A 23748-nucleotide genomic window follows, 5' to 3' on the forward strand; every position below is an offset into this window, starting at 1 on the left:
ACCTACAACGAAGATGTCGCCTTCCAACCGCGATCGAAGGCCATGGCTTGACAACTTGGGCAGATCGGATGTCTGCGGCACCCGCTTAGGGAGAGCGGTGCTCCGGGCTAGTAGCGGTGCGGTCCGACGTGCCCCTCGAACAGCAGGCACGGCGCCGGCTCGTCCGCGTAGGGCGAGCGCGGATCGGCGTCGGGGTCGGCGCGTTCGGCCGGGCACGGCGGTAGCGTGAGGAGTTCGCGGGCGCGGATATTCCAGCGGATCCAGATGAACCGGTCCGGCTCGGGCAGCACCTGGACGTGCGCGGCGTGGGCGCCCGGGTGGCCGGGCTGCAGCTCGCACCCGTAGACGGGCTTGCGCTCGCGTGCGCCGCCCTCGGCCAGCGGGGCCCACTCGGCGTCGGTGAGCACGTTGTAGTGCGGGCAGTCCTGCTCACCGGTGTGCCGTTGCAGGCCGGTGGTCAGCGCGGCCGCCAGCCCCGCCGCGGTGAAAACCTGATGCACGGCATGGTGGACCAGCTCGACGTCGTCGTCGCTCAGCTCCGCCGCACCGAGCTGGTCGGCCAGCAGCCGCACGTGGGTCGCGAAGTGCCGACAGGCGTCGACCAGCGCGGTCACCGGAGTCACCGCGTCGTGCGGCGGGTCGGCCGGCGCGTCTTGATGCGTCACAATGACCACGCTACGCCGTCCTCCGGTCACGCGCACGACGGCGGGCGGTGCCGCCGGAGCCTGGCGAGGCCGCATGGTGCCGGGCCGTGCCGCTGGAGCGCCCGGTTAGGTCAGTTGCGCGACATTGAACCCGGCCAGCAGCTCGCCGTCGGACGGGATGACGCCGTAGCTGCTCTCCGGGAGCTCGTTCCAGGCTCCCGGCAGGTCGCCGAGCGGCTCGGACACGACCAGACGGGTGTCGCCGGACAGCCCGCGCAGCCACGCGACATCGGGGTGCAGCGCGCGCAGGGACTCGACGCTGGAACTGTAGAACAGCGTGCGCGACTCACGCCGGCTGGAGTAGCGGAAAACCCACACCCGCTCGCCGTTCGACGTCGCGACCGTCATCTGCAGCGGGAACTCGATACCGTGGTCGTGGCCGAGCCGTTCGACCAGGCCCGCCATGCGGGCCACGGCCCCCGGCGGATCGTCTTCCAGGCCGAACGTCAGCGCCAGGTAGAACATCACCTCCGAGTCCGTCGTGCCCTCGATGCGGGAGAACAGCGCGGGGTCGACGGCCATGCACAGCTCCCGCCGGAGCCGGTCGAAGCCCGCGACCACGCCGTTGTGCATCCACATCCAGCGTCCGTGACGGAACGGGTGGCAGTTGGTCTGCTGCACCGCCGTGCCGGTTGACGAGCGGATGTGGGCGAAGAACAGCGGCGAGCGGACATGGTAGGCGACCTCCCGCAGGTTGCGGTTGTTCCATGCCGGGCCGGTGTCCCGGAAGATGGCCGGGGTGGCGATGTCACCGGTGTACCAGCCGATGCCGAACCCGTCGCCGTTCGTCGTCTCCACGCCCATCCGGGAGCGCAGACTCTGGTCGATCAGCGACGGCTCCGGACGGTACAGCACGTCGCACAGCAACACGGGCGTCCCCGAGTAAACGAGCCATCGGCACATGAGCCACGCCTTTCCTCACCGGGTCGTACGATCTCAGCCGTACCCCCTCGCCCGCGTGGTATGGCGCGGCGGGTTCAGCGCATGACGGCCCGGCGGGTGAACAACTGGTTCCAGAACGTGAACTCCCGCGTGCCGCTGACCAGGCGATCGCATGTGCACATGTTGAACGACTACTTCCAGGACGTGGCCGACACCGCCGTCAACGCCCGGATGGGCGCGCAGGTGCTCGCCGAGGGGAACCAAAACGCCCTCCGCCCGCAGGATGCCAGGACACAGGTCTGCAGAACGCCGGCGCCGGCGTCATCGACGTGACGCCGTAGGCGGCGTCTCGCACGTCCGCACCTGCGGCGTGGCAAGACCAACGTGCGTCGTGGCGTCGGTGGCCATCCACTCGTCCAGGTCCCGTAAAGGGGGCGTTCGCCCGCTGGAGTCGCGCCGGTGAAAACGGCTTGTCGCGAGCAGGCATGATCGTGATAGTGGTTGACGATGGCGAAGCGAGCGAACGCACTGGATCGGGTGCTCAGGCAGGCGGGTGGCCCGGAGATCCTCGACACCCTGGCCGAACGCCTGCCCGGCGCCGACCTCACCACGCTGCTGCTGGAGGTGATGCGGCGGCGGGCGCGGGCGCTCACCCCCGCTGACGTCCTGCGCCGCTATGGCCAGGACCGGTTCGTCGCGCCCGCCCCGATCCCGTTCCGGCGGCTGCGGCGCGCGGAGGACGCCGTGCTGTCGGCGGTGCCTGACGGCGTCGAGCTGATCACCCTCGCCCCCGTGACGCCGCTCGGCGCCCACTCGGCCGTGGGGCCGGTCGATCAGAACAAGGTCGTCTCCACCATCAGGAACAGCGAGGTCGCCGCCGACCCCACCAACGCGCTCGCCCTGGAGGCGGCGCTACGCCGCCGCGCCGCACCCTCGCCCGAGCCGGTACGGCTGGCCACGGTGCAACGCGTCGTCCGCGCCCAGCGTTTCGAAGGCGCCGTCAGCTACGCGCACTTCACCCTGTTCGCGCTGGTGACCGCGGGCCGCGACACCGGTGACCTGGCGTTCGAACGACAGCACGCGGCCGAGCACCTGGCCATCCTGACCAAGGCCGTACGCGCCTGCGGAGTGCAGGCTCCCGAAGCCCGGGTCACGGTCCTGGACGAACGCTTCGAGCGGGTGGCGGCGCCGCTCGACGCCACACCGGACCCGGACCGGGAAGGCGGCCGCGGCTACTACAGCGGCCTGTGCTTCAAGATCTACGGCAACGGGCTGGAGGTCGGCGACGGCGGGTTCGTCGACTGGACGGCGCGCCTGCTCGGCAATCGCAAGGAACGCCTGCTGATCAGCGCCCTCGGCGTCGACCGGCTCGCCTGAGAAGGCAGCACGTCACAGGCCGCCGCCGAGGAGGGCGCGCTCGGCGGCCAGCTCCTGCTCCAGGCGCACCTTCTTCGGCACGCACATCCGCCACGCCTCCAGCACCAGCTCGCGCATCTCCGCCACGTCGATGGCCGACATCCGCACGACCACCCAGTTGAAGCGCAGATCCGACTCCCTCGGCATGAGGAACCTGTCCGGCTCGGCCGCGACCAGCGCCGCGCGCTCCTCCTTGGGAAACCCGAAGCCCATCAGCGTCTCGTCGCGTGAGAACGCCACGTAGACGATCTTTCCTACACGGAACTTCACGCGGTCCCTGATCAGGTGCTCCGACGAACGCGGGAGCGTGCGCGCGAACTGCCGTACATCGTCGACTGTGACCACGTGGCCACGTTACCGGTTGCCCTCCGCGGCCGAAATGTCGGCGAGCGCCGAGTTGGGGTCGCGTTCGAGCGCGAGGTCGCCGAGGCTGATGATGCCGACGGCGCGGCCGTCCTCGACCACCGGCAGCCGGCGCACGGCGTGCGAGCGCATGAGCTGCACGGCCTGCTCGATGCTGGTGTCGGGCCCGACGGCCTCGACGGACGCGCTGCACGCCTCGCGCACCGGCGTCTGCGGCGCCTTGTCGTCGGCGACCACGCGCACAGCGATGTCGCGGTCGGTGATGATGCCCTGAATGCGGCCGTTGTCGTTGACGATCACGGCGCCCGCGTCGTTGTCGCGCATCAGCGCCGCCGCGACGGACACCGGCTGGTCGGCCTCGACCGTCGCCGGGCGGGCCGTCATCACGTCTCCAACGGTCTTCGCCATGGGAATCCTCCTGTCGGTCGGGTTGAGCCGACCCCCTACCCGAGCGGATAAGCGATTCACGGACTTTGTCGGTTCTCTGCGTTCGGGCTAGAGGGTCTTGGCCGCCAGCCGGATCTCCTCGAGCAGGATGGTCAGGTCCTGCTCGGTGGTGTCCGGGTGCAGGAAGCAGGCGCGTAGCGCGGCGCGGCCGCCCAGCCGGGTGCCGGTGAGGAACGCGTTGCCGCGCGCCTGCACCGCGCCCGGGATGGCGTGGTTGAGCGCGTCCGACCCGGGGGCGTACCGGAAGGCGGTGATCGACGTGGTGACCGGGGCGAGCAGTTCGAAGTCGGGGTCATCCTCGACCATGGCGGCCAGCGTCCGTGCCAGGCCGGTCGTGTGGTTCACCAGGCGGGTGATGCCGGAGCGCCCGAGGTGCGACATGGTGGCCCAGGTCTTCAGCGCGCGGAACGGGCGGGTCTGCTCGGGCCCGTACTCGGCGAACCAGCCCAGGTCGCCGGCGTTGTCGTCGATCAGGTATGACGGCACCAGGCTGAACGCGGCCCGCGCGGCGGCCGGATCACGCAGCAGCGCGCAGCCGCAGCCCACCGGCACGCCGAGCCACTTGTGCGGATCAAGCGCCAGCGAGTCGGCCCGCTCCAGCCCGGCGTAGTGCGGGGCGGCGCCGTCGGCCAGGACGCCGAACGCGCCGTACGCACCGTCCACGTGGAACCAGAGCCCGTGCTCGGCGGCCACGTCGGCGATCTCGCCGAGCGGGTCGACGGCGCCGGAGTTGACGGTGCCCGCGCTCCCGGCCACGCAGAACGGCCGCAGTCCCGCTCCCAGGTCCTCGGCGATCATGGTGCGGAGCGCGCCCACGTCCATCCGGTAGGAGCCGTCCACCGGGACCGTGCGCACGTGCCGCGCCCCCAGGCCGAGCAACTGGGCGGCCTTGTGCAGGCAGCTGTGGCCCTCCGCGGTGACGTACATGACCATGGCCGGCCTGCCGGACAGTCCTTCCTCACGGGCGTCCCAGCCGTCGGCGAGCGCGGCCCGCTGGCGGGCGGCGGCCAGGCAGATCACGGTGGCCATGGACGCGCCGCTGGTCAGCAGCCCGCCGCCGGGCGGGTGCGGGAAGCCGACGAGCTCGGCCAGCCAGCGCACCACGGCGCGTTCGAGGTGCGCTCCCGCGTGGTCGCCACCGGCGCAGCTCGGGTTCAGCGCGGCGGCCAGCGGCTCGACCAGAACGCCCGCCGGGTTGGGCGGCGGGTTCACCCAGCCGAAGAAGCGGGGATGCCCGTTGCCCATCGGGTACGGCAGCACGTGATCGCGGGCGTCATCGAGGAGGTCGTCGAGGGCGCGGCCGGTCTCGGGCAGTTCCTGGCCGGTGAGCCGGGACCGGTCGGCGGCCGGCATCGGCTGCCAGACCGGCCGATCGCCGAGGCCCGCGAGATGATCGGCCACGATCGCGGCGGCTTTGACCCCGGCCGCGCGCAGCTCGCTTTCGTCCGCATCGGCGCGTCGCGGGCCGCCGCTCGCGCCCGTCCGCCGCGGGTCGTCCCCGTTCGCGTCGGCCTGGCGTGGGTCGTTCCCGTTCGCGGCGGACCGGTGCGGGCCGGGACCGTTCGCGTCGCGAGGGGTGAGGTCGGTCTGGCGCGGCTCATCCATGGAGCGGTTCCTTCCGTGCGTCGTGGTGCCCGGCTCCGCCCAGCTCCATGGCGAGGTAGTAGACGCAGTCGGCGGTGCCGTCGTTGGCGAAGGCGTGGCGGCAGTCGCCCGGGTAGTAGACCGAGTCGCCGGTGTCCAGCACGTACGGCCGGTCGTTGATGGTCAGCCGCAGGCTGCCGTGCTCGACCGCGAGATACTCCCGCGACCCCGGCGCGTGCGGCGCGAACTCGCCCGCGTCCACGCCCGGCCCGATGGTCGTGCGCATGAACTCGAACTCCACGTCCCCCAGCACCGGCGACAGCACCCGCCGCTCCCACCCCGACGGGTCGCGCAGCACCCGCTGCTCGGTGTGGCGCAGCACCCGCATCGCCCCGTGCGCCGGCTCGTCGAGCAGCCGGGCGATCGAGGTGCCGAGCGCCGTGGCCAGCCGGTCGAGCACCAGCACGGTGGGCGTCTTGGCGCCCCGCTCGACCTCCGACACCATGCTCCTGCTGATGCCGCTCAGCTCGGCCAGCCGCTCGACGGACAGTCCGCGCGCCCGGCGTTCCGTACGGATCCGCTGCCCCAGCTCGGCCAGCGACAGCCCGCTGGACAGCACCCCTTCGCCTGTCATTCCTCCACTATAGCGGCGGAGTCTCCACTATGGTGGAGTGGGCCTCCCGGTACGCGGCCAGCACCTGCTTGCGCCGCTTGGCCGGCAGCCGGTCGATGTAGAGGTGCCCGTCGAGGTGGTCGGTCTCGTGCTGCAGGCAGCGGGCCAGCAGGCCGGTGCCCTCGACCGTGACCGGGTCGCCGGCCGCGTCGAAGCCGTGCACCCTGGCGTGGTCGGGCCGGGGGAGCGGCGCGTACTGGCCCGGGACCGACAGGCAGCCCTCGTCGTCCGCGTCGAGCCGGCGCTCGCCGATCTCCGGCAGCTCCAGCGTGGGATTGACGACGACGCCCTTGTGATGCCGGCCGTCGGCGTCCGGGCAGTCGTAGACGAACACGCGCAGCGGCACGCCGATCTGGTTGGCGGCCAGGCCCACGCCCTCCGCCGCGTACATGCTGGCGAACATGGCCGCCACCAGCGCCGCCAGCTCGTCGTCGAACCGGGTGACCGGCTCGCACGGGTGGTGCAGCACGGGGTCGCCCACGTGCACGATCGGCCGTACCTCTGCCACGACCAGCGCCCTTCCTGGAGTCGCGAACGTTCCGCAGCGAAGTCTACGGCTTACCTCGTCTCGTATAGCAAGACATTTCTTCTTGGATTATGAGACAGACGCTAGGGTGATCGGCATCGGAGCAAACGAAGGAGTTTGGCGATGGACGCCGTCTACACGCATGGCCATCACGAGTCCGTGCTGCGCTCGCACCGCTGGCGCACCGCGGGCAACTCGGCCGCGTACCTGCTGCCCCACCTGAAGCCGCACATGAAAGTCCTGGACGTGGGCAGCGGCCCGGGCACGATCACCGCCGACCTGGCGGGCCTGGTCGCGCACGTGACGGCGGCCGAGGTCACCGAAGAAGCCCTCGGCCTGGCCAGGGCCGAGGCGGCCGGCAGAGGGCTGGACAACGTGGACTTCGCCGTGGCCGACGCGCACGCGCTGCCGTACGCCGACGCCACGTTCTGCGTCGTGCACGCCCACCAGGTGCTGCAGCACGTGAGCGACCCGGTGCGGGCGCTAAGGGAGATGGGCCGGGTGACCAAGCCGGGCGGGCTCGTGGCCGCCCGCGACAGCGACTACACGGCCTTCGCCTGGTATCCGCGCCTGCCCGCGCTGGACGAGTGGCTGGCGCTGTATCAGAAGGTGGCGCGGGGGAACGGGGGCGAGCCGGACGCCGGGCGGCGGCTGCTGTCGTGGGCCGGGGCGGCGGGCTTCGCCGACGTCACCGCCACCTCGTCCACCTGGTGCTTCTCCACGCCGGAAGACCGCGCCTGGTGGGGCGGCATGTGGGCCGAGCGGATCCTGCGCTCGGCCCTGGCCGAGCAGGCCCTGGCCACCGGCGTGGCCACGGAGGCCGGCCTGCGGCGGATCTCGGAGGGGTGGCTGGAGTGGGCGGACGCCGCCGACGGCTGGCTGTCCGTCCTGCACGGCGAGATCCTCTGCCGTGTCTGAGACCGCCTGCTACAGCCCCAGGGTCCGGGCCCGCTGCCACTGCGGGTCGCGGTAGAGGACCATGTCGGTGCCGAGCATCTCGTCCGGCGCCGACAGCATGGTGATCTCACCCGCGGCCTGCAACTGCAGCAGCAGGTCGCGCACGCGCGGCCCCACGGGCAGCCGTCCGCCGGGCAGCCCTAGACCCTCCCTGACCGTGTCGGCGATCTCCGACAGGTGGAAGGGGCCGTCGAAGCCCGCCACGACCCCGCGCACGATGGTCATCGTGATCAGGTGCTCGGCCTCGGCGTAGGCGAGCTGCCAGGTGATCTGCTCCCTGCGCCCCCCGGTCCCCGCGCACGCCGGGCAGGGGCGCGCCAGGCCGGGCACCACCTGCTCCTCCGCCGAGCCGAGGCAGGCCGAGCACAGGTCGTTCTCGGCGGCGTGCAGCTCGGCCGTCATCCGGTCGGCCAGCATCGTGCCGCACTCGCAGGCGAACACGTCACCCAGGATGCCGGTCTGCGGGAAGATCACATGCTTCGTCACCGAGCCGACTCTACCCCGGGCCGCATCCCCAGCGGCCCCAGGGCCGCCGTCATGCCCGGATGTCCGCCAGTCCGCGCAGCCGCCGCAGCGCCTTGCGGGCCGCGGCCGCGACCCGTTCGTCCGGATGGTGGTCGATGAACAGCTGCAGCACCCGCCCCGTCCACGGATGATCCCCGAACGCCAGGATCGCGATCGTGCCCGCCTGCTCCTCCGCGCCCATCCCCATGGCGATCGAGTCGATCACCTCGCCCGTCTCGCCGCCGAACTCCAGCAGCGCCGCCGCCATGTCCACCAGCACCCAGGCGATCTCGTCGGGCGCCGGCTGCCGCTCCTCGCGCCCGGTCCTGGCCGCGATCACCGCCCCCAGCTTGGGCTCCTCCAGCAGCCGGGAGAGCGCCTGCCGGCCGTCCTCGCCGAAGTCCGACGCCAGCAGCTCCACGCCGACCGCCCGGCTCAGCGGGCTCACCGTGCCCAGCACCGAGGCGATCTCGGCCGCCGCCGCGTCCGCGTCCCGGCCCTTCAGCCATCCCGCCAACTCCTCGCCGCGTTCGGGCTCGGGATAGGACCGCAGGCCGTGCAGCAGCGCCGCGGCGTCGCCGTCCGCCAGCGACCCCATGACGGGGATGTCCTGCCCGGTGGTGTCGGCGATGATCAGCCGTGCCGCCCACAGGCCGAGCCAGCTCAGCGTGTACGGCTCCGCGTGCCGTACCAGCCCCAGACCCGACAGCGTCTCCGGCACGTCGCCCTTGAGCGGCTCGCGCGACAGGAACAACCGGATGAGCTCCAGCAGCAGGCCCTCGTCGGCGGCCAGCCGCTCACGACAGTGATCCGCCCAGGCGGCCAGCACCTCGGCGTCGTCGCCTTCCGGTTTCAGCTCCGCCGCCAGCGGGGCGGCGCGCACGGCCGCGGCGAGCGTGGCCTTGTCGGGCAGCCGGACCGGCGGCTGCAGGGGCAGCGTGTCGTCGTCGTAGGAGCTCACCAGCCCATCCTGTCGTGATATTTCCGCTACGGTGCTCGCTGACGCTGAAAAATCGGAAGAAAGGAGGCGCTGAGATGTTCCGCATTGCCCTGGGCGCTCACCGCGCCCGTTTCCATTCCTCGGAGGAATCGTGCATTTCCGTCCCGCGGTCGAGACCGATCTAGACGACCTGCTCGGGTGCGTCGTCGACGAGTCCATCAGCTGGGCCCATCCCGACCGTTTGCTGTCGTTCCTGGAGAGCGGCAACTACCGCTATGACCACATGTGGCTCGCCGTCTCGGAAGACGACGGCGAGATCCTGGCCCGCGCCGTGTGGTGGGGCTTCCCCGGCGGCGACCGGCCGCTCGCCATGGACTGCCTGTACGTCCACCCGTCCGTCGGCGACCGCGTGGAACTGGCCGCCGAGCTGCTGCGCCGCGCCCACGCCGCCTTCGGCACCAAGCCCGCGTACCACGTGTTCGTCTCCAACGGCTGGCGCGAAGACCCGAAGGCGCTGGCCGCGATCGGCTGGCGCTGGGAGGCCGCCGGTCGGGCCGGGCTCACCGAGGAGCTGGAGCGCCTGCGGTACGAGTGGACCGCGGACGAGCCCGTACCGGAGCAGTCGGACCGGCTCGTGTTCCGCGGCGATGACGACGACGAGGTGTTCGTGGCGGCGTTCCGGCGGGTTGCCGAGGGCACGCTCGACCATCACACGCGTCAGGCCCTCACGACCATGGATCCGGAGGCGCAGGCGCGCGAGGACGTCGACGGTTACAAGTCCATGCCGGGGGACCGGTCGTGGTGGCGGCTGGCGTACGCCAAGGACGGTGACCTGGTCGGGGTCGCGCTGCCGTCGGCCAACAACGCCGGGCCCGTGGTCGGCTACCTCGGCGTGGTGCCCGGACACCGCGGCCACGGGTACGTCGACGACCTGCTCGCCGAGATCACCCGATTCCACGCCGAGCGCGGCGTCCAGCGGATCATCGCCGACACGGACCTGGGCAACGTGCCGATGGCCAGGGCGTTCGAACGGGCCGGGTACCGCAAGTTCTCCATCAGGCTCGTCCTGTCGGCCGATCCCGTGAACGCCTGATGTGCGCGGGCCGTCGTACCCGCGATCATTGATCCCATGACGTGGGACATTGAGAAGCTGGACCTGAACGCGTACCTGGCGCGCATCGGCTACGACGGCCCGCTCGACCCGACGGCCGAGACGCTGCGCGGCGTGCACCTGGCGCACGTCCGCTCCATCCCGTTCGAGAACCTGGACGTTCTTCTCGGCAGGGGCATCCGTCTCGACCTGAGCAGCCTGCAGGACAAGCTCGTGACGGGCGGGCGCGGCGGCTATTGCCACGAGCAGAACCTGCTGTTCGCCGCCGCGCTCGAACGCCTCGGCTTCACCCTGACCCGGCACCTGGCCAGGATCCGGCTGGGCCGCCACCACCTGCCGCGCTCGCACGCCACGCTCACCGTCGTGGCGGGCGGCCGCAGGTGGCTGGCCGACGTCGGCTTCGGCGGCGAGGGGCTGGTGGAGCCGATCCCCTTCGAGGAGGGCGCCACGCTGGAGTCCGGGGTGTGGCGGTGGCGGCTGGGCTGCGACGGGGACTTCTGGGTGCTGCACTCGGGGGAGACGGAGCTGTACGCGTTCCGGCCCGACGAGCCGCAGTATCCCAGCGACTTCGAGGTGGCCAACTACTACATCGCGAACCATCCGCAGTCGCCGTTCCGGCGGCACGTCGTCGTCCAGCGCACCACCGCCGACGCCCGGATCCGCCTGGAGGACCTGCCGGTGCCGGTCACGACGACGGAGGAGGCGGTGGCGGCCCTGCGCGACCACCTCGGCATCGCGATCCCCGAAGGGGACGCCCACGCCCTGTTGCCGCTACTGCGGGACGAACGGGCCTGAAAGGCCGCGGGCCTGGGCCGGCCGCCGACGGCCGGCCTGGGCGATCCCCTGTCACGTCAGCCACCCAGCCGCGCCCGTACCACCAGATCGTGCAGCGCGCCCTCCGCTGTGGCGCGCTCCGGCAGCACCGAGGAGTCCCGCGCCTCCTCCAGCGCCGCAGTCATCCGCTCGACGTCCGCCTCCAGCCCCGGCATGGCGGGGGCCCCTCCGTGCTCGGCGTCCCTCTTCAAAAGGACCAGTTCGGGCAGGTACGCGGGCCCGTACGCGTACAGCCGGGTCAGGTCGGCGACCAGCTCGCCGGTCCGCATGAGGTGCGTCCCCGTGGCGAGGACGCGGAAGGTGTACAGCAGCGGCTTGAGCTCCCGGGTCTTCTCGAACAGCCGCCACTGCGTACGAGCGAAGCCCAGGTAGTGATGGGCGTGGTGCCGCGTCAGGCAGCCAGAGGCCAGCGCGGCCAGCTCCTCGTGCATCGGCGACGACGCCACGACCAGCGGCGACAACAGCTGCTCCAGCACGTAGCCGTTGCGCCCGAGCAGCAGCCGGCAGAACTTGGCCAGGTCGTGCGTGACCAGGTCCAGCTCCACGCCGTCACGCGTCCACGACCGCTCCACCGTCTCCGGCCCCGTCCGCAGCCCCACGACCTCCACGGCCGGTAACACGTGCACTCCCCGGAGGTCGACGTCGGAGTCCACCGAGGGGAACCCGTACAGGTGCGCGCCGCTCACCGTGGCGAACGCCAGCGGGTACGGCTGCGCGCCGGGGATCTCGGAAAGCCAGCCGGGCAACTCGTTCACAGATTCTCCTTACGCACGTCGATCAGGAAATCCTCCACCCGATCCCGATCCGGCCGCTCCGGCAGGACGCTCGGCGTGGCGGCCAGCTCGGCCGACAGGGCGGCCCGCCAGGCGTCCACCTCGGCCCAGGGCAGCTCGCCGTGCTTGATCGCCAGCAGCCGCTCCCGGTGCGGCCCGACCTGGACCAGCGGCTCGCCGTGGCGTACCAGGTGCAGGCCGCTGAGCAGCAGCCGCACCATGTGCATGGCCTGCTTCCACTTGGGCGCGGCCGGGTCGAGACGGCGGAACTGGGCGTCGGCGTACCCGGCGAACGACTGGTGCGCCCGCGCCGACACGAACGCCCCGCGCAGCTCGCGCAGCCGCCGCCCGGCCGGCGTGATGACCTCCACGATGGGGGACCACAGGCACTCCAGGACGGTGGGGTTGGCGTCGAGGGCGAGCACGCAGAAGCGCTCGACCTCCCAGGAGAACTGCTCGGGCAGCGGCCCGTCCCGGTGCGTGGCCGGCTTGTCCAGCCGCCAGAACGCGGCCGTCGGCGCCGCGAACACGCCCCGCCGGTCGGTGTCCGAGTCGTCCGTGTCGAGCCCGTACGCCCGCGAACCCATGACGACGGAAAGGATCAGGTCATCGCTCACCCGAACATCTTGCGCCATCGGGCCGGGGGCTGGTCTGATCGATAAGTGGGCGGTTATGACGAGGCATATCAGCGCAGCATCCGGCACCCTGACGAGTTCTGGGCCGAGGCGGCGCGCGGGATCGACTGGGACGTGGCCCCGGCCACCATCTTCGGCGACGGCCGGTGGTTCCCCGACGGGCGGCTCAACACCTGCCACAACGCGCTGGACCGGCACGTGGCGGCCGGCCGCGGCGGGCAGGCGGCGCTGATCCACGACAGCCCCGTCACCGGCACCGTGCGCACATACACCTACGCCGAGCTGCTCGACGAGGTGGCGCGGACCGCGGGCATGCTGCGGGACCTCGGCGTGCGGGCCGGGGACACCGTGGTGATCTACATGCCCATGGTGCCCGAGGCGGTGGTCGCGATGCTGGCGTGCGCGCGGCTGGGGGCCGTGCACTCGGTGGTGTTCGGCGGGTTCGCGGCCAGGGAACTGGCCGTGCGCATCGACCATGCCAGGCCCAAGGTCGTGCTCTCGGCGTCGTGCGGGATCGAGCCGGCGCGGGTGGTGGCGTACAAGCCGCTGCTGGACGCCGCGCTGGAGCAGGCCACGCACCGGCCCGACCGGTGCGTGATCCTCCAGCGGCCCCAGTGCGCGGCGCGGCTCGCCGAAGGGCGCGACCTCGACTGGGCGGAGCTCGTACGCGACGCCGAACCGGCCGGCTGCGTGAGCGTGGCCGCCACCGACCCGCTCTACATCCTCTACACCTCCGGCACCACCGGCTCGCCCAAGGGCGTCGTCCGCGACAACGGCGGGCACGCGGTGGCGCTGCACTGGAGCATGTCCGCGATCTACGGCGCCGCGCCCGGCGAGGTCTACTGGGCGGCCTCCGACGTCGGGTGGGTCGTCGGACACTCCTACATCGTGTACGCGCCGCTGCTGGCCGGCTGCACGAGCGTGCTGTACGAGGGCAAGCCGGTCGGCACCCCGGACCCCGGGGCGTTCTGGCGGGTCGTGTCGACGCACGGGGTGCGGACGCTGTTCACCGCGCCGACCGCGATCAGGGCCATCAAAAAAGAGGACCCATCCGGAAATTACGCGAAAAAGTGGGATCTATCCGGGTTGCGGTACTTGTTCCTCGCGGGTGAGCGGCTCGACCCCGACACCTACCACTGGGCCTCCGACCTGCTCGGCATCCCCGTCATCGACCACTGGTGGCAGACCGAGACCGGCTGGCCGATCGCCGCCAACTGCGTCGGCCTCGAACCGTTGCCGATCAAACCCGGCTCGCCGACCAAGCCCGTGCCCGGCTGGGACGTGCACATCCTCGACGCCGACGGCGCCGACTGCCCGCCCGGGACCGAGGGCGCGGTCACCGTCAAGCTGCCGCTCCCGCCCGGCGCGCTGCCCACCCTCTATCGTGACGAGGCCCGCTTCGCCGGCTCCTACCTGGAGCGCTACCCCGGCCACTATCTCACCGGCGACGGCGGGCACCTGGACGCCGACGGCTACCTCTACGTCATGGGCCGCATCGACGACGTGATCAACGTGGCCGGGCACCGGCTGTCCACCGGCTCGATGGAGGAGGTCATCGCCGCCCACCCGGACGTGGCCGAATGCGCCGTGATCGGGGTGGCCGACGAGATCAAGGGCCAGCTCCCGATGGGGTTCGTGGTGCTCAAGGCGGGCGCCGACCGCGACCCGGAGGAGCTCGAAGGCGAGCTGGTCGCCCTCGTACGCGAGCGCATCGGCCCCGTCGCCGCCTTCCGCCGCGCCGTGGTCGTCGCCCGGCTGCCGAAGACCCGCTCGGGCAAGATCCTGCGCGCCACGATGCGGGACATCGCCGACGGCAACCCGTACGCCACCCCGTCCACCATCGAGGATCCGGCCACGCTGCCGGAGATCGCCGAAGCGATAGAAGGGAAAGCGACGGCGTGATCGCGGCGTACAACGCATGATGGGACACCCCGGTCCCCAGGAGAAGGCCATGATCGAAACGCCGAGCTACGCCGACGCCCTGAGGATTCTCGGATGCAAGGACAGCCGGCTCGCCAAGGTGATCGGCTTCGCCGCGGCCGCGGCGCGCACCGGCTGGGCGCTGGCCGGCGGCGGGCAGCTCACGGCGGGCCTGGCCGACATGCGCAAGGCCATCGTCGACTACGGCGAGGACATCGTGCGCCGCCTGCCCGAGCTGCGCACCGGCGTCGACCGGCACACCCGCACCCAGCGCCTGGCCGCGGCGCACACCGTGATCGTCATCTCGGCCTACTTCGAGGCGCTCGGCGAGGCCAAGCTGCCGTTCACGCTGGAGCAGCTCGAGCGGGGGGACCGGATCTCCCACGGCGTGCCGACCCACGAACGGTACGCCAGGCTGATGGCCGGGCTGCTGCTCGACCGGCTGCCCACGCCCGAGCCGCACCTGCCGTACGCCGAGACCCGGCTGGCCGTGGAACGTGCCTACCTGCGCATGTCCGAGGCCGTGGCCGCCTACGTGAGCGGCCTGGCGGTCTGGGACGAGCTCACCGTCGACGACCAGCTCCTGCTGCCCAGGATGCTCGCCGAGGGGCCGCCCGCGCACGCGCTGCGCATCTACGACGAGGACTACCGGTCGCTGGCCCTCGACAGCCACGAGCTCGTGGTCCGCAGTCTCGTCACCGAGCAGCCCTCGCCCGCCACGGCGCTGTCCCGGGTGGCGTGGCTGCTGGCCGAGCTGGCCCCGCCCCGAGTGGGCGACCGCCCGATGATCCACCTGGCCAGAATGGCCGCGAACGCCCTCGACCAGCCGCTCCTGCTCGCCGGCAAGCTGCCCGAGGACGTCAGCCTGCCGCTGCTCGGCGAGGGCTACCTCACCCCGCGCTGCCGCGTCGCGGAGCTGACCCGCGAGGCCGCGCCCTCGCTGCGCGCCTGGTGGGAGGAGCAGCGGCTGCTGCCCGACCCCGAGGCGTTCCTCGTGGGGCACCTCACCTCGTTACGCGCCACCCAGGCGCCCCTGCTGGTGCTCGGCGAGCCCGGCTCGGGCAAGACCAAGCTGACCGAGGTGCTGGGCGCCCGGCTGGCCAGGTCGGAGTTCCTGCCGATCCGGGTGGAGCTGGGCGGCGTGGCACCGCGCGCCGGCGTCACCGAGCAGATCGAGCAGGCCATCCAGGCGGTCCTGGCGGAAGAGGTGCGGTACGCCGACCTCGTGACGGCCGCCGAGGGCGCGCTGCCGGTGATCCTCCTGGACGGGTTGGACGAGCTGGTGCAGGGCGGCGTCAACCGCTACGACTACCTGGAACAGGTCCAGGAGTTCCAGCGCCGGGAGGCCGGCCTGGGGCGGCCCGCAGCGGTGATCGTCACCAGCCGGACGGTGGTGGCCGACCGGATCAGGTTCCCCGAAGGGCTGCTGGCGCTGCAGCTGCAGCCGTTCGAGGACGACCAGGTACGCCAGTGGTTGGACATCTGGGACCAGGCCAACCGCGCCCTGCTGGCCAGGCGCGATCTGAAGCCGCTGCCCGCCGAGGCCGCGCTCGCCCACGGCGAGATGGCCAGGCAGCCGCTCCTGCTGCTGCTGCTCGCCCTCTACGACGCCGGGAGCAACGCGCTCCAGCGCGCCACCCCCGGACCACTCAAACGCGCCCGCCTCTACGAGGTGCTGCTGCGCGACTACACCGAACGCGAGACCGGCGGGGCCCGGCGCGTGCAGATCGACCAGGAGCTGGTCCTGCTCGGCACGGTCGCCCTGTCCATGCTCGCCCGCGGCCGCCAGGTCATCACCGATGAGGCCCTCAACAGGGACCTGCCCGCGCTGTGCCGGGGCGGCGAGGACGACGACCCGGACGAGGACGAGGACCGCGCCGGCTGGGCGCGCAAGGCCACCGAGCGGTTCTTCTTCGTCCGCAGGAACGGCCACGCGTTCCTGCACGCCACGTTCGGCGAGTTCCTGGTGGCCTGGCTGACCATGTACGCGCTGCGCGACTTCGACAGGAGGCGCCGCCAGGCCGGCGACGAGCCCCTGGCCCTGGTGCAGAGCGTGGACGACGACCTGCTGTACGCCGTCATCTCCCACTCCTGCCTGGCCGAGCACGGGCCGACGGTCGGGTTCATCCTGGAGCTGCTGGACGAGCTGCCCGGCGCGGTGCGGGCCCGCTGCGCCGAGCTGCTGGCCGGGCTGCTGCGGCGTTCCCTGCACGAGCGGCGCCGCCGCCACTTCACCGGCTTCCGGCCGGTACGGCACCCGCTGACCCGCCGCCTGGCCGCGTACTCCGCCAACCTGACCCTGCTCATCGTCGCCGCGTCCGAGGAGCCGGTCGCCGTCTCCTCGATCCTGCCGGGACCCGACTACCTGGAACGCTGGTCCGCGCTCACCCACCTGTGGCGCGGCGAGCTGGGGGAGGAGGGCTGGATCGGCCTGACCGCCGCCCTGTCGGCGCACCGGGTGATCGAAGGAGGCGGCGAAGGAGGCGTCGAAGGAGGCAGGGAGGACGTCATGCTCGGCGCCGCCGAGACGGGCGGCATGGGCGACGTCGTGGCCGCGGTCGCCACCGGTCACACGCCCCGGCATCGCCGGCTGCTCGACCTGCTGCTGCGGGCGCTGGGGGAGGGGCGCGGGCTGCCGTACCGCGACCGGGTCGCGATCCTGGAGGAGCTGCTGCGTACGGTGGCGGACCGGTCGCCGGCCATGCACCGGGCGCTGGGGGCGATGTGGACGGAGGAGGGGGCCGACCACGCCGGGCTGCGGCCGCTCCTGCGCCTCATGCTCGCCGACCCGGCCGACCGGAGGGGGACGTGGGAGCAGCTCGTCAAGGCCGGCATCCCGGAGACGGTGCTCTGGGACCTCCACCAGACCGCCGGCTCGCCCCCCGAACACCACAGACCGGACTGACCGGCCCGCCCCCCGCACCGCCCCACCGTCATGGTCATCACGGCCATCACGCCGTCACATCGCGCGGCGTCATGCTGTGCGGGCCGTGGTGAACTGGTCGGCGGGGAGACGGGCGGCTGAACCAACGGGAACGGCCGTCGTGTCGCAGTGGACGGAGCAAGCGGAGCCGGACGTCAGGGAACGGACGCATCGACCGGCAGCTCCACGGTGATCGTCAACCCGCCCTCATCCCTCGGCCGCGCGGTGACCGTGCCGCCGTGGGCCTCCGCGATCACGCGGACGATGGACAGTCCCAGCCCGCTGCCCCGCTCCGACCGCAACCGGTCCCCGTGCAACCTCCGGAACGGCTCGAAGATCGTCTCGATCTCGTACGGCGGAACGTGCAACCCCGTGTTGGCCACGACCAGCTCCACCTGCTCGGTCCGCCGCCGCGTCGTCACCCACACCTCCCCCTTGGCGTGGTTGTGCCTGATCGCGTTCTCCACCAGGTTCTGCACGAGCCGCTCCACCAGCACCGCCTCGCCGGTCGTCGGGGCGGAGTCGAGCAGCCGGTGCATGGTCACCTCCCGGTCGGCCGCCTCGGCCACCGCCTGGTCGAGCACATGCTCGGCCACGTCCGTCAGGTCGAACGGGCGCCGGTCCAGCACCGCCTGCTCGCCCTCGGTCAGCGCCAGCAGGCCGTCGATGAGGCGCTCGTGCCGGGCGTTGACCAGCAGCAGCGACTCGCCCAGGCGCTTGACGTCGTCGGTCGCGTCCGGCCTGCGCACCGCCACGTCCACCAGCGTTCTGTTGATCGTCAGCGGAGTGCGCAGCTCGTGCGAGGCGTTGGCGACGAAACGCCGCTGGCCGTCGAACGAGCGCGCCAGCCGGCCCAGCATCGTGTCGAAGATGTCGGCCAGCTCCTTGACCTCGTCGGGCGGGCCCTCGTACCCGATGCGCTCGGTCAGGTCGTGGCTCTGGGCCACCCGCCGCGCCGTCTCGGTGACGGTCTTGACCGGTCGCAGCACCCACCCGGCCGCCCGCCGGCCGAGCCCGAAGGCACCGCCCGCGGCCGCCACCACGACCAGTGCGCCGACGTTGCGGACGTTGCGGAGGGTGTCGCGCTGGTAGACGGTCCGGACCTGCATCGCCCGCGCCCGCGCGGCCTCGTAGGGCTGGGTGTACCGCTCGAACCAGCCGGGACCGTACTGCGCCGCTATGTTCACCTCGATGTGCGAGGGCGTGAGCAGATCGTCGCGATATTCGAGGCTCTGCCGCACCACGAAGTAGACCCCCGCCAGGACGAGGCCGCCGAGAAGCAGCGAAACCCCGGCGCAGGCCAGGGCGAAACGCATGCGGATGCTCATGGAATGCGATACCCCGATCCCGGCACGGTCTCGATGACCTGGGGTTCGCCGAGCTTCTTGCGTAATTTCATCATCGTCGTGCGGACCGTGTTCGTGAACGGGTCGATGTGCTCGTCCCACACCTTCTCCAGCAGGGTCTCCGCCGACACCACCGCCCCCTGGGCGCGCAGCAGCTCGGCCAGCACGCCGAACTCCTTGCGCGCCAGCGGGACGTACCGGCCGTCGCGGAACACCTGCCGGTGCGCCCAATCCAGCCGCACCCCCGCCCGCTCCAGCATCGGCGGATCCGCCCGCCTGGCCCGGCGGCCCAGCGCGTGCACCCTGGCCACCAGTTCCTCGAACGCGAACGGCTTCGGCAGGTAGTCGTCGGCCCCCAGCGACAGCCCCGCCACGCGCGACCGCACGTCCCCGGCCGCGGTCAGCATCAGCACCCGTACCAGCCAGCCCCGTTCGACCACGGCCTTGCACACCTCGTCCCCGTGCAGCATCGGCAGGTCCCTGTCGAGGATCAGCACGTCGTAGTCGTGCACGCCGAGCCGTTCGAGCGCCGCTTCCCCGTCATAGGCGACGTCGACGGCCAGCGCCTCGCCGCGTAAGCCCTCGGCGATGGAGTCGGCGAGCATCCGCTCGTCCTCGGCCACCAAAACCCGCACCGTTCCCCCAAAGATCTTAAGTGCCGCCAGTCTGGACAGGCTTGCATAACGCGGGCATAACCAGAATCGGTGACGTTCACGCTAGAGGCCTCCCACAGGACTGGCGCGTGTGTGGCTGCTGCGCCGGTCGTACGCCGCCGAGGCAGTGGCACGCGCCGGAGGTCCGACTGCCCGTGACCCTTGACGTCGAGGGCGAGCAGCGGCAGGACGTGCGCCAGGGTCATTACCTCCGCGGCTACGATCATGTTTTGCGTGTTCGCCGCTTTCGGCACGTTCGACGAGCGTGCGCTGCGCATCATGGGCGTGGGGCTGGCCGCTGCGGTGCTGGTCGACGCCACGGTGGTGCGGCTGGTTCTGGTGCCCGCGGCCATGGAAGTGATCGGTGAGCACAATCGGTGGTTCCCGGCCATGACGACTCGGAGGCTGACACTCAAGCGAAATGTTACGTAATATCCGAACATCACGAGCGTTGGGGGCGCCAGGGTGCCAGGACAGAGCGTGGGAGTGGTCGTCGATCCGGCGGTGCCGCCGGAAGTCGCCGGGTTGCTGCGTGCCAATGTCCCGCTGCTGTCCAGGATCAGAGCCGGATGGGTGCCGCCCGCCGACGTACACCTCCCGCGCCGCGCCAGCCCCTCCAGCGCGATGCTGCTGGCCGCCACGCCGGTGGTGATCGCGCTCATGGCCGTCCTGCTCGCCTCGCCGTTCGCGCCGGCCGGGTTCGTGCTGCTCGGCACGTACGTGTTCATCGTCCTCATCAAGATCGCGTCCATGAGCGAGGTGCCCGAGGACGACCGCCCGCACGAGCGCGGCGTGTACGAGCAGGCCCGCTGGTACGACGGCCGCTACCTGCTGCCCGAGGACTTCGACCAGGACGCCAGGCTCGTCCTGACCAGGGCGCAGCGCGCGATCGGCTCGGTCCTGCGCTCCCACGTCAACGCCGAGGGCCTGCTGGACGACGCGCGCAACGCCGTGATGCTGCCCGCCCAGGAGTGGGAGATCGCCCGCCTGCTCGCCAAGCTGTCGGCGCTGCGCGGCGAGCACAGGGAGCTGCTGACCAGGGGCATCGCGCCAGAGGTGCAGTCGGTGATCGAGCCGCTCGAACGGGCGCTGGTCAACAGTGAGGCCGCCGTGGTCGCCCGCGTCGAGGCGCTGGAACGTTACGCCCGCCACGTCGCCGAGGCCGAGCGCGCCTACCACGCCCGCGGCCAGATCGAGGAGCTGCGTGCCCGCCTGCCGCGCTATGAGGAGCTGCTGGCCGAGTCGGGGGCCGACGCGCTGGCGGTGCCCGAGATCGAGCGGCTGGCCGAGGACGCCGACGTGCTGGAGCGCACGTTACGGCGCAGCGTGCGCTCCGCGCACGAGGCGTTCCGCTACCTGGAAAGCTGACGTTCGGACAGAACGGCACATAGGATCAATAACGTGCCCGGACGTCATGCGAAGGTGATCGTCGATCCGGCCGCGCCCGCCGACGTCGCGGACCTTTTACGTGCCAACCGCAAGCTCCTCGTACGCATCCACGCCGGCTGGGCGCCCACCGGCAAGCGCCCCCGCCCCGCGACGGGCGTCCTGGCCAGTGCGACGGCCACCGCGGCGGCCGCGGCGGCCATCGTCTACGGGCTCGACCTCTTCCTCGCCGAACGCTACACGCCCTTCGTGGTGGTCATGACAGGGGCCGCGCTGCTGATCGTCGCGGTGCTGCTCAGGCCCAGGCCCGACGCCGAAGTGGAGCGCCGCCACGCCCTCGAGCGCGCCCTCTACGACAAGAGCCGCGAATACCACGGCCGGTACGTCCTGCGCGAGCACCTCGACGAGCCCGCCCGCGCGCTCATGACCCGCACCCAGTCGGCCGTCGAGCAGGTCATGGACTCCGGCGTCAACGCCGAGGGGCTGCTCGACGACGTGCGCAACGCGGTGATGCTGCCCGCCCAGGAGTGGGAGATCGCCCGGCTCCTGGCCAAGCTGTCCGAGCTGCGCGCCGAGCACCAGGAGGTCGTCTCCGAAGGCGTCACCCCCGAGGTCGCCGCCGTGGCCGAGCCGCTCGCCCAGGCGCTCGACAGCAGCCAGCAGGCGGTGCTCGCCCGCGTCGAGGCGCTGGAACGTTACGCGGGCCACGTCGCCGACGCCGAGCGCGCCTACCGCGCCCGATACCAGATCGAACGCCTCAGCGCCAAGCTGCCCCGCTACGAGGAGCTCCTCGCGGAGTCGGGCGCCGACGAGTCGGCCGTTCCCGAGCTGAGCAGATTGTCGGACGACGCCGGCCGCCTTGAGCAGGCACTACGCGACAGCGTCAGCTCCGCACACGAAGCTTTCCGCCACCTTCGCGGCTGAGTTCGCTTAGTATCCGAATTCGTGGCGGATGTGGTGGTTGACCCAGGAGTACCGCCGGATGATGCGCAACTGCTGAGAGAAAGCCGGCGGGTGCTCATCAAGATGCGCCAAGGCTGGGTGCCCCAGCCGCGGCCGGTTCTGTCCGGCGCGCACTGGCGGATGGTGGCGACGTTCGCGACGGTGGCCTTCTTCGGGCTGATGCTGGGTTTGAGCACCGTGGCCGGCCGGGGCCTGGGGCTGCTGATGATCGTGCTCTTCGGCATCCCCCTCATGATCGTGATGTTCGTCCGCGGCGAACTGACGGGTGAGGACGAGGAAGACGACTTCGAGCGCGACATCTACGAGCAACTGCGCTGGTACGAGGGTCGCTACGTGCTGATCGACGACCTCGACGAGGCCTCCAGGCGGCTGCTCGGCCGCGCCCGGCGGGCCATCGCGACCGTGACCGGCTCCCGGGTCAACGCCGAGGGGCTGCTCGACGGCGCGCGCAACGCGGTGATGCTGCCCGCCCAGGAGTGGGAGATCGCCCGGCTCCTGGCCAAGCTGTCGGCGTTGCGCGCCCAGCATCGGGAGACCGTCTCGCAGGGGCTCACGCCCGAGCTCGAGGCCGTGGCCGCGCCTCTGGCCAGGGCGCTCGACGGCAGCGAGGCGGCCGTGGTCGCCCGCGTCGAGGCGCTGGAACGTTACGCGGCCAACGTCGCCGACGCCGAGCGCGCCTTCCGTGCCCACCATCAGATCGAGGAGTTGCGCGGCCGGCTGCACCAGTATGAGGAGCTGGTGGCCGAGACCGGGGCGGACGGCTTCGCCGTACCGGAGCTGGAGCGGCTGGCCGAGGACGCCGACCGGCTGGAGCAGGCGCTGAGGCGGAGCGTGAGCTCCGCCCACGAGGCGTTCCGCTACCTCGACCCCGGCCCTCCGAAAGAGCCGAACGAACCGAAGGACCCGGGCTCCGACGGACCCTGAGCCCCGGGGGACCCGTAGAGCCCATGCGATCCGGACGAGGGGCCGTGGGTTCCGGGTGAGCCGGACGAGGGGCCGTGGGTTCCGTGCGACCCGGACGAGGGGTTGTGGGTCCCGGGCGTGCCTGCCGACGGGCCGCCGGCCCCGCCCGGCGCGTGGGTGTGGGCCGCTTGCAGGAGCACGTCGCACAGGGCGTCGGCGGCGTCCACGCGGCCCAGCCCGGCGGCGGCCTGCCCCATCGCCTGCCGCAGCTCCGGATCGGCCAGCAGGGGCATCAGCTCGGCCAGTAGCTGCTCGCCCGTCGGATGCGGCTCCAGCAGCGCGCGCGCCGCGCCCGCCGATGCCAGGTAGCCGGCGTTCTTGCGCTGCTCGTCGCCGCCGGTCGGGATCAGCGGGATCAGCACGGACGGCTTGCCGATGGCGGTCAGCTCCGACACCGTGCCGGCGCCGCTGCGCGAGATCACCACGTCGGCCGCGGCGAACAGGTCGGCCAGCTCGCCGCCCACGTACGGCACCGGGTGATAGCGGTCGGCCAGGTCGGCGGGCACCTCGATGGCGCGCATCTGCTCGATCCAGGCCGGTCCGCACTGGTGCACGACCTGCGCGTGCGGCAGCAGCCGCGGCAGGATCTCGGCGATCAGCGTGTTGATCTGCTTGCTGCCCTGCGCGCCGCCCGTCACGTAGATCAGCGGCACCTCGAACGTCAGCCCGAACATGTCGTAGGCCGCCGCCCTGTTGCCCTGCAGCAACTCAGGACGGATCGGGTTGCCCGTCACCACGGCCTTCTTCCTGGCCGAGGCGGGCAGGTAGTTCAGCGACGACTCGTGCGAGAGCGCGATCCTGGTCGCCAGCCGGGCCAGGATCCGGTTGGCCAGCCCCACCACGGTCGTCTGCTCGTGCATGACCAGCGGCCGCCGGATCAGCTTGGCCGCCACCCCGATGGGCACCGCCACGTAACCCCCGGTCGAGAGCACCACGTCGGGCAGATAGCGGGCGGCGTGCCCGATCGCCTGGCACACCCCGATCGGGATGCGGAACACGTCGGCGATGTTGGTGCCCAGCTCCCGCAGGTTCGGGCGGCGGCGCAGCTTCCCCGTCGTGATCGCCTTGAACGGGATGCCGTGCTCGGCCGTGATCCGCGCCTCCAGGCCGTTCGCCGTGCCCACCCAGAGCACGTCGTGCGGCACCTGACGGCGCTGGACGGCCGACAGGGTCGTCAAAGCCGGATAGGTGTGACCACCGGTGCCGCCGCCGGTGATCAGCAGTCGCAGGGTTCGTGACATGCGC

General features: G+C 71.8%; 25 protein-coding genes. 11 read left to right on the forward strand and 14 right to left on the reverse strand.

Annotated features, from left to right (window positions below):
• Positions 1-107: 107 nt before the first annotated feature.
• Positions 108-665 (reverse strand): hypothetical protein, encoded by a 558-nt coding sequence (locus tag ACTMTI_RS38495; RefSeq protein ID WP_441125644.1) that lies wholly within the window; start codon positions 663-665, stop codon positions 108-110.
• A 105-nt stretch (positions 666-770) separates the two neighbouring features.
• A complete protein-coding gene (locus ACTMTI_RS38500) occupies positions 771-1607 on the reverse strand; it encodes a class II glutamine amidotransferase (RefSeq protein WP_441125645.1) in 837 nt (278 codons plus the stop codon).
• An 81-nt stretch (positions 1608-1688) separates the two neighbouring features.
• Here ACTMTI_RS38500 and ACTMTI_RS38505 point away from each other — a divergent pair, with 81 nt between their 5' ends.
• On the forward strand, positions 1689-1919 hold the full coding sequence (locus tag ACTMTI_RS38505) for a pectate lyase family protein (RefSeq protein ID WP_441125646.1): 231 nt from the start codon (positions 1689-1691) through the stop codon (positions 1917-1919).
• Between the two features lie 174 nt (positions 1920-2093).
• On the forward strand, positions 2094-2963 hold the full coding sequence (locus ACTMTI_RS38510) for a hypothetical protein (RefSeq protein WP_441125647.1): 870 nt from the start codon (positions 2094-2096) through the stop codon (positions 2961-2963).
• A gap of 12 nt (positions 2964-2975) precedes the next feature.
• Here ACTMTI_RS38510 and ACTMTI_RS38515 read toward each other — a convergent pair whose 3' ends face one another.
• The 5 genes from ACTMTI_RS38515 to def all read right to left on the reverse strand — a co-directional run bounded on the left by ACTMTI_RS38515 (position 2976) and on the right by def (position 6577).
• Complete coding sequence (locus ACTMTI_RS38515; protein ID WP_441125648.1) at positions 2976-3347, reverse strand: MmcQ/YjbR family DNA-binding protein; 372 nt, start codon at positions 3345-3347, stop codon at positions 2976-2978.
• A gap of 9 nt (positions 3348-3356) precedes the next feature.
• Complete coding sequence (locus ACTMTI_RS38520; protein ID WP_441125649.1) at positions 3357-3773, reverse strand: CBS domain-containing protein; 417 nt, start codon at positions 3771-3773, stop codon at positions 3357-3359.
• A gap of 87 nt (positions 3774-3860) precedes the next feature.
• Positions 3861-5417: a pyridoxal phosphate-dependent decarboxylase family protein gene (locus ACTMTI_RS38525; protein ID WP_441125650.1), complete on the reverse strand. Its 1557-nt coding sequence runs from the start codon at positions 5415-5417 to the stop codon at positions 3861-3863.
• The gene (locus ACTMTI_RS38530) at positions 5410-6030 is read right to left on the reverse strand and encodes a helix-turn-helix domain-containing protein (protein WP_441125651.1); all 621 of its coding nucleotides are present in this window, start codon (positions 6028-6030) and stop codon (positions 5410-5412) included. The genes ACTMTI_RS38525 and ACTMTI_RS38530 overlap by 8 nt, the downstream gene beginning before the upstream one ends.
• 7 nt (positions 6031-6037) lie before the next feature.
• Complete coding sequence (gene def, locus ACTMTI_RS38535) at positions 6038-6577, reverse strand: peptide deformylase (protein ID WP_441125652.1); 540 nt, start codon at positions 6575-6577, stop codon at positions 6038-6040.
• 141 nt (positions 6578-6718) lie between these two features.
• Between def and ACTMTI_RS38540 the strand changes: the two genes are divergently transcribed.
• Positions 6719-7513: a class I SAM-dependent methyltransferase gene (locus ACTMTI_RS38540; RefSeq protein ID WP_441125653.1), complete on the forward strand. Its 795-nt coding sequence runs from the start codon at positions 6719-6721 to the stop codon at positions 7511-7513.
• A 9-nt stretch (positions 7514-7522) separates the two neighbouring features.
• Here the strand turns inward: ACTMTI_RS38540 and ACTMTI_RS38545 are convergent, their stop codons facing one another.
• Together ACTMTI_RS38545 and ACTMTI_RS38550 are read right to left on the reverse strand one after the other, a co-directional pair.
• Positions 7523-8038, reverse strand: a complete 516-nt coding sequence (locus ACTMTI_RS38545; protein WP_441125654.1) for a hypothetical protein — start codon at positions 8036-8038, stop codon at positions 7523-7525.
• Positions 8039-8087: 49 nt separating this feature from the next.
• Positions 8088-9017 carry a hypothetical protein gene (locus ACTMTI_RS38550; RefSeq protein WP_441125655.1) on the reverse strand — a complete coding sequence of 310 codons (930 nt, stop codon included), beginning with the start codon at positions 9015-9017 and terminating at the stop codon, positions 8088-8090.
• A gap of 130 nt (positions 9018-9147) precedes the next feature.
• Between ACTMTI_RS38550 and ACTMTI_RS38555 the strand changes: the two genes are divergently transcribed.
• The gene (locus ACTMTI_RS38555; RefSeq protein ID WP_441125656.1) at positions 9148-10089 is read left to right on the forward strand and encodes a GNAT family N-acetyltransferase; all 942 of its coding nucleotides are present in this window, start codon (positions 9148-9150) and stop codon (positions 10087-10089) included.
• Between the two features lie 36 nt (positions 10090-10125).
• Entirely contained in the window at positions 10126-10902 is a 777-nt protein-coding gene (locus tag ACTMTI_RS38560) for an arylamine N-acetyltransferase family protein (RefSeq protein WP_441125657.1), read from the forward strand.
• A 56-nt stretch (positions 10903-10958) separates the two neighbouring features.
• On the opposite strand, the gene ACTMTI_RS38565 is transcribed toward ACTMTI_RS38560, so the two are convergent.
• The gene (locus ACTMTI_RS38565) at positions 10959-11696 is read right to left on the reverse strand and encodes a nucleotidyltransferase domain-containing protein (RefSeq protein WP_441125658.1); all 738 of its coding nucleotides are present in this window, start codon (positions 11694-11696) and stop codon (positions 10959-10961) included.
• Positions 11693-12331 (reverse strand): nucleotidyltransferase domain-containing protein, encoded by a 639-nt coding sequence (locus ACTMTI_RS38570; RefSeq protein WP_441125659.1) that lies wholly within the window; start codon positions 12329-12331, stop codon positions 11693-11695. The genes ACTMTI_RS38565 and ACTMTI_RS38570 overlap by 4 nt, the downstream gene beginning before the upstream one ends.
• 45 nt (positions 12332-12376) lie before the next feature.
• Here ACTMTI_RS38570 and ACTMTI_RS38575 point away from each other — a divergent pair, with 45 nt between their 5' ends.
• Together ACTMTI_RS38575 and ACTMTI_RS38580 are read left to right on the forward strand one after the other, a co-directional pair.
• Entirely contained in the window at positions 12377-14251 is a 1875-nt protein-coding gene (locus ACTMTI_RS38575; protein WP_441125660.1) for a propionyl-CoA synthetase, read from the forward strand.
• A gap of 49 nt (positions 14252-14300) precedes the next feature.
• Positions 14301-17174: an NACHT N-terminal helical domain 7-containing protein gene (locus ACTMTI_RS38580; protein WP_441125661.1), complete on the forward strand. Its 2874-nt coding sequence runs from the start codon at positions 14301-14303 to the stop codon at positions 17172-17174.
• Positions 17175-17347: 173 nt separating this feature from the next.
• Here ACTMTI_RS38580 and ACTMTI_RS38585 read toward each other — a convergent pair whose 3' ends face one another.
• Positions 17348-18520 carry a HAMP domain-containing sensor histidine kinase gene (locus ACTMTI_RS38585; protein WP_441125662.1) on the reverse strand — a complete coding sequence of 391 codons (1173 nt, stop codon included), beginning with the start codon at positions 18518-18520 and terminating at the stop codon, positions 17348-17350.
• Positions 18517-19173, reverse strand: a complete 657-nt coding sequence (locus tag ACTMTI_RS38590; RefSeq protein ID WP_441125663.1) for a response regulator transcription factor — start codon at positions 19171-19173, stop codon at positions 18517-18519. Before ACTMTI_RS38590 ends, ACTMTI_RS38585 begins: the two co-directional genes overlap by 4 nt.
• Positions 19174-19353: 180 nt before the next feature.
• Between ACTMTI_RS38590 and ACTMTI_RS38595 the strand changes: the two genes are divergently transcribed.
• The 4 genes from ACTMTI_RS38595 (at position 19354) to ACTMTI_RS38610 (ending at position 22464) form a co-directional block, all read left to right on the forward strand.
• Positions 19354-19623 (forward strand): MMPL family transporter, encoded by a 270-nt coding sequence (locus ACTMTI_RS38595; protein WP_441125664.1) that lies wholly within the window; start codon positions 19354-19356, stop codon positions 19621-19623.
• 48 nt (positions 19624-19671) lie between these two features.
• On the forward strand, positions 19672-20559 hold the full coding sequence (locus ACTMTI_RS38600; protein WP_441125665.1) for a hypothetical protein: 888 nt from the start codon (positions 19672-19674) through the stop codon (positions 20557-20559).
• Positions 20560-20592: 33 nt separating this feature from the next.
• Complete coding sequence (locus tag ACTMTI_RS38605) at positions 20593-21501, forward strand: hypothetical protein (protein ID WP_441125666.1); 909 nt, start codon at positions 20593-20595, stop codon at positions 21499-21501.
• Positions 21502-21591: 90 nt separating this feature from the next.
• Positions 21592-22464, forward strand: a complete 873-nt coding sequence (locus ACTMTI_RS38610; RefSeq protein WP_441125667.1) for a hypothetical protein — start codon at positions 21592-21594, stop codon at positions 22462-22464.
• Here ACTMTI_RS38610 and ACTMTI_RS38615 read toward each other — a convergent pair.
• Positions 22398-23744 (reverse strand): UDP-N-acetylglucosamine--N-acetylmuramyl-(pentapeptide) pyrophosphoryl-undecaprenol N-acetylglucosamine transferase, encoded by a 1347-nt coding sequence (locus ACTMTI_RS38615; RefSeq protein ID WP_441125668.1) that lies wholly within the window; start codon positions 23742-23744, stop codon positions 22398-22400. The genes ACTMTI_RS38610 and ACTMTI_RS38615 overlap by 67 nt on opposite strands.
• Positions 23745-23748 lie beyond the last annotated feature (4 nt).

This window comes from Nonomuraea sp. H19 (assembly GCF_052068215.1).
In the GTDB taxonomy this organism is placed as follows: domain Bacteria; phylum Actinomycetota; class Actinomycetes; order Streptosporangiales; family Streptosporangiaceae; genus Nonomuraea.

What these genes read in the sequence shown, in the direction of transcription:
- ACTMTI_RS38500 (WP_441125645.1), bottom strand. Translation starts at nt 1,607, where the DNA reads ATGTGCCGATGGCTCGTTTACTCGGGGACGCCCGTGTTGCTGTGCGAC.
- ACTMTI_RS38505 (WP_441125646.1), top strand. Translation starts at nt 1,689, where the DNA reads ATGACGGCCCGGCGGGTGAACAACTGGTTCCAGAACGTGAACTCCCGC.
- ACTMTI_RS38510 (WP_441125647.1), top strand. Translation starts at nt 2,094, where the DNA reads ATGGCGAAGCGAGCGAACGCACTGGATCGGGTGCTCAGGCAGGCGGGT.
- ACTMTI_RS38520 (WP_441125649.1), bottom strand. Translation starts at nt 3,773, where the DNA reads ATGGCGAAGACCGTTGGAGACGTGATGACGGCCCGCCCGGCGACGGTC.
- ACTMTI_RS38525 (WP_441125650.1), bottom strand. Translation starts at nt 5,417, where the DNA reads ATGGATGAGCCGCGCCAGACCGACCTCACCCCTCGCGACGCGAACGGT.
- ACTMTI_RS38530 (WP_441125651.1), bottom strand. Translation starts at nt 6,030, where the DNA reads ATGACAGGCGAAGGGGTGCTGTCCAGCGGGCTGTCGCTGGCCGAGCTG.
- ACTMTI_RS38540 (WP_441125653.1), top strand. Translation starts at nt 6,719, where the DNA reads ATGGACGCCGTCTACACGCATGGCCATCACGAGTCCGTGCTGCGCTCG.
- ACTMTI_RS38560 (WP_441125657.1), top strand. Translation starts at nt 10,126, where the DNA reads ATGACGTGGGACATTGAGAAGCTGGACCTGAACGCGTACCTGGCGCGC.
- ACTMTI_RS38580 (WP_441125661.1), top strand. Translation starts at nt 14,301, where the DNA reads ATGATCGAAACGCCGAGCTACGCCGACGCCCTGAGGATTCTCGGATGC.
- ACTMTI_RS38585 (WP_441125662.1), bottom strand. Translation starts at nt 18,520, where the DNA reads ATGAGCATCCGCATGCGTTTCGCCCTGGCCTGCGCCGGGGTTTCGCTG.
- ACTMTI_RS38615 (WP_441125668.1), bottom strand. Translation starts at nt 23,744, where the DNA reads ATGTCACGAACCCTGCGACTGCTGATCACCGGCGGCGGCACCGGTGGT.